This window comes from Pseudalkalibacillus sp. R45 (genome assembly GCF_052246725.1).
Classification (GTDB): Bacteria; Bacillota; Bacilli; order Bacillales; family Fictibacillaceae; genus Pseudalkalibacillus.
On the sequence record NZ_JBQQCL010000036.1, the window covers coordinates 1 to 11,674 of the forward strand.

The following is an 11,674-nucleotide window of genomic DNA, read 5'->3' on the forward strand; positions in this document are numbered from 1 at the left end:
GAGATTATTCAGGTAGTAGGCACGCTGATCCCGCAGGACAAGGAAAGTTTCGGCAGCGTTACATCGCACGAAGAAAATGCGATTTTCATTTTCGAGGAGTCTCGCACCTTGCTCTCCAATCAACTTGCACAAGGTGTTTTTTATAATATAACTCAAAAGCAACAATCTTTTAGAAAAGAGCAAAAAATAAAAAGCTCTCACGTGGAGAGCTCCTATAGGATTGTTGCTTCTGGTTCATGTGAAATCTGTTCGATGATCTTGTTGTTCTCATCCATGATCGCAACAGCTGGTTTATGGCTGCGTGCTTCTTCTTCAGTAACCATTACGTAATTCAAAATGATGATGACATCTCCGGTTTGGACAAGACGTGCTGCGGCGCCATTCAAACAAATCGTGCCGGTTCCCCTTTCACCGGCTATGATGTACGTTTCGAAACGAGCGCCATTATTATTATTTACGATTTGCACCTTCTCGTTCGGAAGCATATCGACAGCATCCAAAATATCTTCATCAATTGTGATGCTGCCTACATAATTGAGATTGGCTTCTGTAACTCTGGCTCTATGGATTTTACCTTTTAACATTGTACGGAACATTGCCTGTCTTCCCCTTTCATTTGCAATCGAACAGCATCTATGATGATATTATCGATTAAACGTGCGTTTTCAAAATTATATGCTACAGCGATGATCGTCTTTTGTCCAAATGAGTCGACAGTCTCTAATTCTGGATAAGATAATAGTTCGACGTAGTCGATCTTTCCATATTCCAATCCATTTAATTGATCCAGCATGTCTTGCTTGACTTTAGAAACCGCTACCCCTTGTTTTGCTTTATCACTTGCTAATGTTAGGGCTTCATAAAGTTTTGGAGCGATTGCCCTCTCCTTTTCGTTCAAGTTGACATTTCTTGAGCTCTTTGCCAGACCATCTTCTTCTCGAACAGTCGGACACGTTATCAATTCAATCGGAAAAAAATACGAACGAATCAGGTCATCCACCACCGCAACCTGCTGCGCATCTTTCTGGCCAAAATACGCCCGGTCAGGCTTGATGATATGGAACAATTTCGTTAGGACTGTCACGACACCATCAAAATGACCTGGTCTCTTTTCTCCGCAGAGTACTTCCGTCCTTTTTGTTACAACGAGTTTAATCCCAGCATCATTTGGATACATTTCTTCATTGGAAGGATAGAAGAGCACATCAGTCCCATTTTCGCGTGCAATCTTCTGATCCCTTTCAAAATCACGCGGGTAGCGGTCCAGGTCTTCACTCGGACCAAATTGAAGCGGATTGACGAAGATGCTCGTGATAACGATATCACATTCCTGAGAGGCGCGACGCATCAGTGAAACGTGTCCTTCATGCAAAAATCCCATTGTAGGTACAAACCCGACCGTCAATCCATTTTGTTTTTTCTCTCTCATGTATTCTTGCATTCTTTTTCTTGTTTCGATGATGATCATACTTTTCCTCCGTAAAGGGATGCCAACTGTTCTTCTTTCATCGTGAAAGTATGTTTATCTTCAGGAAAACGCCTTTCTTTTACGTCCTCGACGTAATTTTTTATCGATAATCCGATTTGTTCGGATACATTCGTATATTGTTTTACAAATTTCGGTACGCGGTGTGACCCGTAACCGATAAGATCGTGGAAAACCAACACCTGACCGTCCGTTCCTAGTCCCGCCCCGATACCGATCGTCGGTATTGATAGACGTTTGCTCACTAATTCTGCAAGCTGGCGGGGCACGCATTCCAACACCAATGCAAATGCACCTGCATTTTCGATAGCCAGTGCGTCCTCGATTAATTTTTCTGCTGCAACAGCATCTTTTCCTTGCACTTTGTATCCACCCAAAACGGCAACAGATTGCGGCGTCAATCCCAAATGACCTACAACGGGAACACCTGCATCTGTCAGCCGGTCAATGACCTGGACTACCTCTCCCGCCCCTTCAACCTTGACTGCATCAGCACTTGCTTCTTGCATGATACGGGCAGCATTTTTTAATGCATCAGATGTAGATGTATGATAACTCATGAAAGGCATATCCGTTACCACGAACGTTTTTGATGCTCCTCTTTTCACCGCTTTCGTATGATGGATCATATCCTCCATCGTTACTGGGATGGTGGATTCATAACCAAGTACGACCATGCCAAGAGAATCACCCACCAAAATCATGTCGACTTCTGCTTCTTCAGCAATTTTTGCTGAAGGAAAATCATAGCTTGTCAGCATCACGACTTTTTCATTCTCTTCTTTCATCTTCTTAAAATCACCAATCAGTTTCATACTTCTCCTCCTTTTAAAATCAGAGGCAGATGAAAGCGATGTTTAATCTTTATGCATTGGCTTTGATAGTTGATTGTGAGCGAATTTCGCGACAGACACTCCTGCGGATCGCCCGCGAAAAGGGGAGTGATTATCGAAGAAATCAATATCATCATTCAACGCGGCCTTTGCATTAAAAAAACCTTCTTTCAGACAATGAGAAAGAAGGGAGTTAAAACGCTTACAAACTTTCATCCCTCTGTCCATGTCCTATGCTCGGATCAAGGCAGAACCATAACAATCACGAAATCAAAACGTATACACATGTCGATAAGTGCAGTTCGTTGATACGATACCGCCTACATGATCATTATAGCAGATAATTCACTCCTGTGTTAAAAGATTACCTGATCATAACAAGGGGACCTGGCAACCACACAATCGATTAATTCATGTGAGTTAAATTCCAAGAAGACCCTGTTTTCACAAAAAAGAGGGCACCTAAGTCCTTCTAAATAGATGCCCACTAATTACTACTTCACTAGATCATCCGCGATTCTAGTCTCCCAGTTCCAATCACAGTCAAAAGTTCTGAAGGTGAATGTTTTCTTAGGATTCTCGGGGGATATCAATATCTGCAGAGTACACACGATGGATCGTTCCCTCGTCATCTTCGACTAAAAGGACCCCCTCTTCGGTAATCCCCTGGGCGTTCCCGTATAATTCACCTGTGATTGTCCGTACACGTACCCGCTTTCCAAGGCTTGCTGCCGAACCTTCCCATAATAGTTTGATCGGAGCAAAACCATGATCCAGATACAGGTGATATAGCTTCTCCATCTTTTCTAATATCGCTCGCACCAAATATGCCCTTTCAACTTCTTTTCCACTTGCGATCTTCAGAGATGTAGCGATCGTAGCAATATCATCAGGGAAAGCCTCTATAGGTGTATTGACGTTGATTCCGATACCGATGATGACTGAATTGACTCTGTCTGCTTCTGCTTGAAGCTCTGTAAGAATGCCGACTACCTTTTTGCCATCAATCAAAATATCGTTCGGCCACTTGATTTGTGCATCAACACCTGTGACTTCTTCAATCCCTTGCACGACGCTAACCGCAGCAAGCAACGTGAGCTGTGGTGCTTTTTGTGGAGGAATGTTCGGCCGCAGGATCACACTCATCCATACCCCGCTGCGTTTCGGAGAATGCCAGGCTCTTCCAAGCCTTCCTCTGCCTGATGTCTGTTCGTCCGCAATCACGATCGACCCTTCAGGTGCTCCTTTCAGTGCATGCTGATGTGCAATCTCTTGAGTAGAAGCGACACTTTCTTCATAATGGATCTCATGACCAAGCTTTTTGGTGTCAAGTTGATGTTTGATTTCTCCTGGTATAAGGTTGTTGGGCCGTGTAGTAATCCGATATCCCTTTTTTTGTACAGCCTCAACAATATACCCTTCTTTCCTCAGTTCCTCGATATGCTTCCACACAGCCGTTCTTGAACAACCCAACACTTCACTTAATTTCTGCCCAGACTTATATTCATTTGTGTCAGACAGGAGACTGATCAATCTTTCTCTTGTGGTTGTTGCCATTCCTCAATCCACTCCTTTATTCCTGAGGGGTTGTTATCAATCTTCCCCTCAATGACACCTCGCTCGATTTGTTCGATATACTCTGCAATCCAAGGACCTGGTCTCCTTTTTAAAAATCGTTGCAGATCATTCCCATCCATTGCCAGTTCTGATCGGTTTTTGATAGGGAGCTGCGCATGTAAAGCTTCTAGTTTCTCCTCTTCCAATTCCAGTTCTTCTCCAAGGAACCGCTTTACTCGTAGTACTGCTTTTACAACGTCCAAACCATACTTATAAATGGTAAGCCTAGAGGCACAGTCGACTAAACCTTGAATAAGAGAAACAATCAGAACCGTTTTTGCCTTCACTTGATTCGGCAGTTTCCATGCACGCAGCCATTCATATGCATCCTCTATCCCTATGCGGATAAGAAAGGCTGCCCACCTTTCCTCAGTGGACGTCAGCCTATCCCATCGATATTGACAAAGATTGATTTGGAGATCGAACGGTCCTCCTGGCAAATGTTGTTTCACTTTAGAGTTCTCAAGCAAGCCCAGTGCGTGCTCACAATACTCCCCATACAGCATCTTTTCAAATTCATCCCGTATGCGTTCGATTGAAATCTTTTCAAGAAGATAAGCATTTTCCACTAGTGCGGAATAGGTTTCTTCTTCAAATCCAAATCCAAGTATCGAAACGAATCGGATCCCTCTCATCATCCTCAATGGATCTTCTTTAAACCTTTCTGCCGGTAAACCGACTGCCTTCAAACGTTTATGTTCAATATCATCCTGACCGCCGAATGGATCGATTATACTCCCATCACGATTGAGAGCCAGGGCATTGATGGTATAATCCCGTCTCGACAGGTCTGCTTCGATCGATTGATGGAACTGGACTTCCGTTGGTCTGCGGAAGTCTTCATAAAGGCCTTCTGAACGGAAAGTTGTAACCTCAAACGATTGTTTGCCATGCCGGACGATGACCGTACCATGTTCAATCCCCACAGGAATCGTTTTCGGGAATATTCTTTGCACTTCATCAGGCATTGCCGACGTCGCTATATCTATGTCACCTATTTGACGGCCTAACAGCCGGTCTCGTACGACACCCCCGACGATATAGGCTTCGAACCCATGATGCTCCAGTTCTTCAATTATTTCATGTGCAAGTGTAATGGACATGTAAAACGTCTCCTATACCCGGACAGACTTCAGACCGAGCGTTTTTGCATAGACTTCCAGATAATCATTCAAAATCATTTTCGAATGGAAGTGATTTTGAACATGTTCTACTGCGTTTATGGACATTTCCCGCTGAAGTTCCTCATCCTGAAGGATCGCCAATGTTCTAGCAGCTATCTGCTCGATATTTCCTACTTCACATATGTAACCAGTCCTGCCCTCATCGATCACTTCAGGTATCCCGCCGATATTCGTGCCGATTACCGGAACGCCACAAGCCATTGCCTCAAGGAGAACCAATCCAAAGCTTTCTTTTTCCGATAAAAGAAGTTTGACATCACTGATCGAGAACAATTCTGCAATGTTCTCCTGTTTTCCTAAAATGAGGATATCGTCTTGAAGACCTAGTTCTTTCGACAATCTGCAAGCAACTGTTAATTCTGGTCCATCCCCGATCAACAAGAGTTTAGCAGGAAGCTTTTGCCGAACCTTATGAAAAGTTCTCACGACATCTGGGACTCGTTTGACCGATCTGAAATTCGATACGTGGATCAGGACCTTTTCATCTTGTTCGATTCCATAGTTGCTGCGCAGCTCTGAATTATGCTTTCGTTGATATACTCCTTCATCAATGAAATTGTACACACAATCGATTTCTTTTTCTGTACCGAAAAGCACCTTTGTTTGTTCGATGAGACTTTTGGATACCGCTGTTACTGAATCGGATTTTTCAATTCCAAATCGGATCAACTCACTTAGACTTGGATCATTACCCAAAACCGTTATGTCTGTACCATGCAATGTCGTAACGATTTTAAGGTTCTCTCCGACCATCTGCTTGGCAAGATAAGCGCAGATTGCATGAGGGACAGCGTAATGGACATGCAACAGGTCTAGCTTTTCACGTTCAGCAATTTCAGCCATTTTACTCGCAAGCGTCAAATCGTACGGTGGATATCGGAACACCGAGTATTGATTGACTTCTACCTCATGAAAGTGGATATTATGATAAAATTTTTCAAGTCGGAACGGAATGCTTGAAGTGATAAAATGGATATCGTGTCCTTCCTTTGCCAGCATCTTTCCGAGCTCTGTTGCGACTACACCTGACCCTCCAATTGTTGGATAGCAAGTAATGCCGATTTTCAGTTTTTTCATATTCAATCTCCTAACAAATCATCGATCACAAGCGGACGTTTTGAGACAAATCCTTCGGCGCACTTAACCCCTGCTTCTTTACCGAAAAGTGTATCGCGTGCTTCGACAGCTTCGATGTAACCATTGTTCAACGGGGTTTCTACACCTTCATCACTTGCAATGAATTGACTTTTATACGCTTTCAGACTTTCCTTTTTCTTATCAGAAACTCCCGAGATATCGACGGTAAAATGTGGATGCTCATAACCGTTGATGAAATAATAATACACTTTACCAACTCGGTGTGCTGCCAACTCTTCCTCAACACGATACTTGCGTATGCCAGCTGAAAAAACAGATTCTTCGACTAATCGGCTGCAATTCCCGTGATCAGGATGACGGTCCTCGGGATGAGGCAGAAAAACGATAGCAGGTTTATATTTTCTGATAACCTGTGCGATTTTTTGGATGTATGATTCAGTCAAGCGTAAGCCCCGGTCCGGAAGCTCAAGGTTGAGACGTTCTTGAAGCCCCATCACTTTAGCAGCCTGCTCAGCTTCTCTCTGACGAATCTCTACATTACCGTTCGAAGAAAGTTCAGCCAACGTTAGATCACATATGCCAGTCTTGTATCCTTTTTGCGTATGAAGAATCAACGTCCCCGCCATACCAATTTCAACATCATCCGGGTGTGCACCAAACGCCAGGATATCGAGGTCTCCTGTCATGATCTTCCCCCCCGTTCATGAATCACTTTCCGCCAATCGAAATCACCACGTCTTAGTGCATGGATGAACAATTCCGCACTAGCCATATTCGAAGCTAATGGAATTTGATAGACATCACAAAGCCGTATGAGCGCAGCAATATCTGGTTCATGCGGCTGAGCTGTCAATGGATCCTTGAAAAAGATGATAAGATCCATTTTATCATCTGCAATCATCGCTCCAATCTGTTGATCCCCACCGAGAGGGCCGGACCTGAAACGGTGGACATCCAAACCTGTCGCTTCTGCGATTTTCATCCCAGTGGTTCCAGTAGCAAATAGGTTATGTTTTTTTAAAACAGGCTGGTAAGCGACTGTAAAATTGACCATATCCTGCTTCTTTTCATCATGAGCAATCAGTGCAATATTCATAATATTCCTCTATTCCATCAAGTTTTCAAGGCCATAGACTAGAACGTCGAGTTTCATCACTGTTTCGACTGCCATTTTCACACCTGGCATGAACGCGCTTCTGTCGATCGTATCATGTTTGATGGAAAGGGTTTGTCCAGTTGTGCCTAATAAGACTTCTTGATGTGCCACTAAACCAGGCAAACGTACGCTATGGATTCTTAAACCATCCTCTTCCGCGCCTCTAGCACCTTCCATATCTTCTTTTTCGTCAGGATGCCCTTGCACTTTCGGCTCCCTTACCTCCTTGATCATTTGTGCCGTTTTCACCGCTGTTCCAGATGGTGCATCGAGCTTTTGATCATGATGCTTTTCTATAATTTCAATATCCGGCATGTATTTAGCAGCCATTTGGGCGAATTTCATCATCAAGATTGCTCCTACAGCAAAGTTCGGCGCAATGACTGCACCTAACTCTTTCTCTTCTGCCAATTTCGTGAACTTTTGAATTTCTTCATCTGTAAACCCTGTCGTGCCGATGACTGGACGTATCCCGTTCTCAAGAGCCGCTTCCAAGTGTTTTTTTCCTGATTCAGGTTTCGTCAGATCGATCAGTACATCAGCTTCGATTTCATTGATACATGTTAAAAAATCATCATAGACCGGGAGGTCCAGATTAGGTTGATCCTCTAATTCATTTAATGTCTTACCGGCATTTTTCGTATCGACTACAGCCGCCAATGTAAAATGGGTTGTTCCATTCACCATTTTCACAGCTTCTTTTCCCATCTTGCCTCTTGGTCCTGCAATGATAATGCGGATATTTTCCTGGCTCATTCTCCTGCCTCCTCGATTCTTGTCCAACGATCTTTATCTCTTGTATTGAATTTTTCCATTACGATATGGAGTGCTTCATCTAAATCAATATGTAACGAGTTTGCAAAGCAAATGATGACGAATAGAAGGTCTCCTAATTCTTCTTCAATCGTTTGTTCGCGTTCAGTGGATTTCTTCGGCTTTTCACCATAATGATGGTTAACTTCGCGTGAAAGTTCCCCTAATTCCTCAGTCATCCTTGCTAACATCGCTAACGGGCTGAAGTAACCTTCTTTAAATTGTCCTATATAGTCATCTACTGCCTTCTGCATCTCTTTCATTGTACGTTCATCCATATCTACACCTCATTTCATACTACTCTTCATGTTAGCTAAATCGAAACCGTTTGACAAATGATTAAGACATGGATAGATTGATTAAGGAGCAATTATCAAAGTTGAAATTGCTGTTTTTTTCAATGTGTATGAAAAATTCTGATCATGGTTAGTATTTCCAACCTTGTCGTCAAACAACATGAATTGTGAAAGGAGGCTTCCTATGCTGAAGATCAAAATCAAAAACGTATTATTCATCTTGCTTGGTTCAGCAATTTTCAGTTTTGGCATCATTCATTTTAATATTGAGAACAACCTTGCAGAAGGTGGATTTACAGGGATTACACTTATCCTTTACAACCTTTTTGCCATCGATCCCGCAATTTCCAACCTCGTATTGAACGTTCCATTATTCTTGATCGGATGGAGGTTACTAGGAAGAAATTCATTCATTTATACGATCATCGGGACAGTGGCTGTTTCTTTGTTTTTATGGATTTTCCAACATCATTTCAGGTTATCGTTTCCGTTGCATGAAGATCTGACATTGGCTGCCCTGTTTGCAGGTGTGTTCATCGGAGTTGGATTAGGTATCATTTTCCGTTATGGTGGTACAACTGGTGGGGTAGACATCATCGCCCGACTCGTCAACAAATATATTGGATGGAGTTTCGGAAAGACAATGTTCCTATTTGACGCGCTCGTCATCTTATCCGCAACGATTACTTATTTGAATTATAAGGAAGCGATGTACACACTTGTAGCTGTATTCGTAGGAGCGAGAGTCATTGATTTCATCCAGGAGGGAGCGTATGCTGCAAAGGCTGCCATGATCATTTCAGAAAAGAATGCGGAAATTGCCAACCGTATCATTCAGGAACTGGATCGGGGAGCGACGGTTTTAAATGGAAAAGGGACATTTACCGGACAACAAAAAGAAGTCCTATATTGCGTCATTGCACGTAATGAAATTTTCCGATTACGCAACCTCATCCAGCAAATCGACCCGCATGCATTTGTTGCAGTGAATGATGTCCATGATGTACTTGGCGAAGGATTCACGCTGGATGAAAACAAAAACCCACTACATGATTGAATAGTGAAAGGATTGCGCTGACGCGCAATCCTTTTTTAGTATGGCTGTATTCGCAAACGTTGTTGCTCTTGCACTTAAAGAAAGTATAAAATACTTTCTTCAGTATAAGGGCAACTAAGGCTCGACCTACAAAAGGCATGGTCTCACCAAGTTTTCTTTAAAAGTCGTTGATTTCCGCTCCAGGATGCTCGCTTTCCGCGGGAGCCTTTAGTATTTAGCAAAGATTAATAAAAAAGCGCAAAAAAATCCGCTGACAGACGATGTCCATCAAACGAATTTTAATTGCGATCAGTCAGATTGGTTCATTCCTAGAAAGATGAATACAAATCGCGCGAGTTCTAACAAAGCGACTAACGCTGATGCAACATAAGTCAATGCTGCTGCGTTCAGAACCTTCTTTGCTTGCCGTTCTTCATCATTACGGATTACACCTAAATGTACAATCTGGTCCATAGCTCGATTGCTTGCATTGAATTCAACCGGCAACGTCACGAGTTGGAAAAGGACAGCTCCAGCCATCAGTAAAATTCCAGGGAGTATCAAATTTGCAGCGTTCATTAATATACCGATCAGAATCAGAAAATATGATAGGTTGGAACCGATTGCCGCCACAGGCACTAAAGCATGGCGCACTCTTAAAGGTGTATAATGGTTGGCGTGCTGGATGGCGTGTCCTACCTCATGGGCTGCTACTGCTGTTCCAGCGATCGAGTGGCCATAATAATTATCCTCTGAAAGCCGGACCACTTTTGACCTGGGATCATAATGGTCTGACAACTTCCCTCTTACAGGTTCCACTTCTACATCAAAAAGATTATTGTCATTAAGGATTTTACGAGCGACTTCAGCTCCAGTCATTCCATATGCAGAAGGAAGCTGCGAATATTTTCTGTATACTTTTTTTACTCTGAATTGAGCCCATAATGGAATCGCCAACAATAGCAGAAAATAAATTAGAAACATTTTAGGTTTACCTACCTTCAGTGCGATTTAGAAAAACACTTAACGGAAGCGGTTATATTCTTTTTCTTTTGAAAACGTTTGGTATTCTTTCTTTTCTCCTGAATATTTTCTCCATCCTACATAAAATAATGTAGAAATAATCCCGCCTCCGACGGTAAAGATGAGCCATAGGATCGATGGATCGGCGCCGTCCTCATTCGTCGTTTCAAAAGCATCGATTAACCCTGCTTCAATAACATTGATCTGTTGGAGCTGATGATCAGTCGTAACAATCAAGGATCGGTTCTCATCCAAATAGGTGATGTAGGAGTCTATACGGGTTAATAACTCTGGAGGTAGATCGACACTTAAAGCAGCATGGATCTTATCGTATTCGGATAAAAATTGATTGAAATGCGCGTAAAAACTTTGGAGCTCCTGATTTGCAGCTGCATCCTTCATTTGTTCCAATGAACGCATCAATTCATTCTTTGTAGATTTCCAAAGCGGCTGGTGATTTGAGTTTACAGCATCTACCAACAAGTGCAATTCGACTAAAGCATCCACACGTTCTTCATGTGTGGCTGATGTATTCGTCAATACTTTGAGTGATTCCTCATAGCTCGTTGTAAAAACCCTGAGATTATGCATCGATAATTTCTTTTGCTCATCCGTTAAACTGAGATATTCATCTTCAAAATAACGTAATACCTCTTTTGCATCTGCATATTTTTCCGCTTTAGTTAATTGAAGCGCTTTATACGATAAGTCGCTAAGCTTGTTCCAATGATCACTTCCATCTTCAGCAGCGCTTATCGATGCAGGTAATTGGATGAGTAACATGAGCAGCAGCGCAAACAATACTCCCCTCATAAAACTTGTCCCTCCTCTAAAGAAACTAGCTCCTTGTTTTTGCACAAATCACACTGACGTTGAACCACATCTATAGTTCATCTTATGAAGGATAGGACAAGTGTAGAACGCTATTCTATTTGGCTCTTTTCTAAAAGATTGTTGCTTTTGAATCATTTTTAAAACTCACTTTGTGCAAGATGATTGGAGAGGAAGGTGCGAGACTCCTCGAAAATGAAAATCGCATTTTCTTCGTGCGATGTAACGCTGCCGAAGCTTTCCTTGTCCTGCGGGATCAGCGTGCCTACTACCTGAATAATCTCCTCGCAAGGCATGCGAC

Annotated in this window: 14 protein-coding genes; 2 read left to right on the forward strand and 12 right to left on the reverse strand. The window is 42.7% G+C overall.

Going from position 1 to position 11,674, the window contains the following annotated elements:
- A partial coding sequence (locus ACTWQL_RS24515; RefSeq protein WP_443144978.1) for a hypothetical protein occupies positions 1 to 330 on the forward strand: 330 nt, incomplete at its 5' end.
- On the opposite strand, the gene panD is transcribed toward ACTWQL_RS24515, so the two are convergent.
- The 10 genes from panD to ACTWQL_RS24565 all read right to left on the reverse strand — a co-directional run bounded on the left by panD (position 213) and on the right by ACTWQL_RS24565 (position 8,465).
- Positions 213 to 596: an aspartate 1-decarboxylase gene (gene panD / locus ACTWQL_RS24520; protein WP_443144979.1), complete on the reverse strand. Its 384-nt coding sequence runs from the start codon at positions 594 to 596 to the stop codon at positions 213 to 215. The genes ACTWQL_RS24515 and panD overlap by 118 nt on opposite strands.
- Positions 578 to 1,468 (reverse strand): pantoate--beta-alanine ligase, encoded by an 891-nt coding sequence (gene panC, locus ACTWQL_RS24525; protein WP_443144980.1) that lies wholly within the window; start codon positions 1,466 to 1,468, stop codon positions 578 to 580. Before panC ends, panD begins: the two co-directional genes overlap by 19 nt.
- The gene (gene panB, locus ACTWQL_RS24530; protein WP_443144981.1) at positions 1,465 to 2,301 is read right to left on the reverse strand and encodes a 3-methyl-2-oxobutanoate hydroxymethyltransferase; all 837 of its coding nucleotides are present in this window, start codon (positions 2,299 to 2,301) and stop codon (positions 1,465 to 1,467) included. The genes panC and panB overlap by 4 nt, the downstream gene beginning before the upstream one ends.
- A gap of 588 nt (positions 2,302 to 2,889) precedes the next feature.
- Positions 2,890 to 3,876 carry a biotin--[acetyl-CoA-carboxylase] ligase gene (locus ACTWQL_RS24535; protein ID WP_443144982.1) on the reverse strand — a complete coding sequence of 329 codons (987 nt, stop codon included), beginning with the start codon at positions 3,874 to 3,876 and terminating at the stop codon, positions 2,890 to 2,892.
- Complete coding sequence (locus ACTWQL_RS24540) at positions 3,849 to 5,039, reverse strand: CCA tRNA nucleotidyltransferase (protein ID WP_443144983.1); 1,191 nt, start codon at positions 5,037 to 5,039, stop codon at positions 3,849 to 3,851. The genes ACTWQL_RS24535 and ACTWQL_RS24540 overlap by 28 nt, the downstream gene beginning before the upstream one ends.
- 12 nt (positions 5,040 to 5,051) lie before the next feature.
- Positions 5,052 to 6,197 (reverse strand): N-acetyl-alpha-D-glucosaminyl L-malate synthase BshA, encoded by a 1,146-nt coding sequence (bshA, locus tag ACTWQL_RS24545; RefSeq protein WP_443144984.1) that lies wholly within the window; start codon positions 6,195 to 6,197, stop codon positions 5,052 to 5,054.
- Positions 6,198 to 6,199: 2 nt separating this feature from the next.
- Complete coding sequence (gene bshB1, locus ACTWQL_RS24550) at positions 6,200 to 6,904, reverse strand: bacillithiol biosynthesis deacetylase BshB1 (protein ID WP_443144985.1); 705 nt, start codon at positions 6,902 to 6,904, stop codon at positions 6,200 to 6,202.
- A complete protein-coding gene (gene mgsA / locus ACTWQL_RS24555; RefSeq protein ID WP_443144986.1) occupies positions 6,901 to 7,314 on the reverse strand; it encodes a methylglyoxal synthase in 414 nt (137 codons plus the stop codon). Before mgsA ends, bshB1 begins: the two co-directional genes overlap by 4 nt.
- Positions 7,315 to 7,323: 9 nt before the next feature.
- Positions 7,324 to 8,130 carry a 4-hydroxy-tetrahydrodipicolinate reductase gene (dapB, locus tag ACTWQL_RS24560; RefSeq protein WP_443144987.1) on the reverse strand — a complete coding sequence of 269 codons (807 nt, stop codon included), beginning with the start codon at positions 8,128 to 8,130 and terminating at the stop codon, positions 7,324 to 7,326.
- Positions 8,127 to 8,465, reverse strand: coding sequence for a nucleotide pyrophosphohydrolase (locus tag ACTWQL_RS24565; RefSeq protein ID WP_221565174.1), 339 nt, complete (start codon positions 8,463 to 8,465; stop codon positions 8,127 to 8,129). The genes dapB and ACTWQL_RS24565 overlap by 4 nt, the downstream gene beginning before the upstream one ends.
- A 202-nt stretch (positions 8,466 to 8,667) precedes the next feature.
- Between ACTWQL_RS24565 and ACTWQL_RS24570 the strand changes: the two genes are divergently transcribed.
- The gene (locus ACTWQL_RS24570) at positions 8,668 to 9,540 is read left to right on the forward strand and encodes a YitT family protein (protein ID WP_443144988.1); all 873 of its coding nucleotides are present in this window, start codon (positions 8,668 to 8,670) and stop codon (positions 9,538 to 9,540) included.
- Between the two features lie 288 nt (positions 9,541 to 9,828).
- Here ACTWQL_RS24570 and ACTWQL_RS24575 read toward each other — a convergent pair whose 3' ends face one another.
- Both ACTWQL_RS24575 and ypjB read right to left on the reverse strand, forming a co-directional pair.
- Entirely contained in the window at positions 9,829 to 10,503 is a 675-nt protein-coding gene (locus tag ACTWQL_RS24575; protein ID WP_443144989.1) for a zinc metallopeptidase, read from the reverse strand.
- Positions 10,504 to 10,542: 39 nt separating this feature from the next.
- Complete coding sequence (gene ypjB / locus ACTWQL_RS24580; RefSeq protein WP_443144990.1) at positions 10,543 to 11,355, reverse strand: sporulation protein YpjB; 813 nt, start codon at positions 11,353 to 11,355, stop codon at positions 10,543 to 10,545.
- Between the last annotated feature and the right edge of the window lie 319 nt (positions 11,356 to 11,674).

Excerpts from the sequence above, each read along its gene's own strand:
- panD (WP_443144979.1), bottom strand. The coding sequence starts at position 596 with ATGTTCCGTACAATGTTAAAAGGTAAAATCCATAGAGCCAGAGTTACA.
- panC (WP_443144980.1), bottom strand. The coding sequence starts at position 1,468 with ATGATCATCATCGAAACAAGAAAAAGAATGCAAGAATACATGAGAGAG.
- panB (WP_443144981.1), bottom strand. The coding sequence starts at position 2,301 with ATGAAACTGATTGGTGATTTTAAGAAGATGAAAGAAGAGAATGAAAAA.
- ACTWQL_RS24535 (WP_443144982.1), bottom strand. The coding sequence starts at position 3,876 with ATGGCAACAACCACAAGAGAAAGATTGATCAGTCTCCTGTCTGACACA.
- ACTWQL_RS24540 (WP_443144983.1), bottom strand. The coding sequence starts at position 5,039 with ATGTCCATTACACTTGCACATGAAATAATTGAAGAACTGGAGCATCAT.
- bshA (WP_443144984.1), bottom strand. The coding sequence starts at position 6,197 with ATGAAAAAACTGAAAATCGGCATTACTTGCTATCCAACAATTGGAGGG.
- bshB1 (WP_443144985.1), bottom strand. The coding sequence starts at position 6,904 with ATGACAGGAGACCTCGATATCCTGGCGTTTGGTGCACACCCGGATGAT.
- mgsA (WP_443144986.1), bottom strand. The coding sequence starts at position 7,314 with ATGAATATTGCACTGATTGCTCATGATGAAAAGAAGCAGGATATGGTC.
- dapB (WP_443144987.1), bottom strand. The coding sequence starts at position 8,130 with ATGAGCCAGGAAAATATCCGCATTATCATTGCAGGACCAAGAGGCAAG.
- ACTWQL_RS24565 (WP_221565174.1), bottom strand. The coding sequence starts at position 8,465 with ATGGATGAACGTACAATGAAAGAGATGCAGAAGGCAGTAGATGACTAT.
- ACTWQL_RS24570 (WP_443144988.1), top strand. The coding sequence starts at position 8,668 with ATGCTGAAGATCAAAATCAAAAACGTATTATTCATCTTGCTTGGTTCA.
- ACTWQL_RS24575 (WP_443144989.1), bottom strand. The coding sequence starts at position 10,503 with ATGTTTCTAATTTATTTTCTGCTATTGTTGGCGATTCCATTATGGGCT.
- ypjB (WP_443144990.1), bottom strand. The coding sequence starts at position 11,355 with ATGAGGGGAGTATTGTTTGCGCTGCTGCTCATGTTACTCATCCAATTA.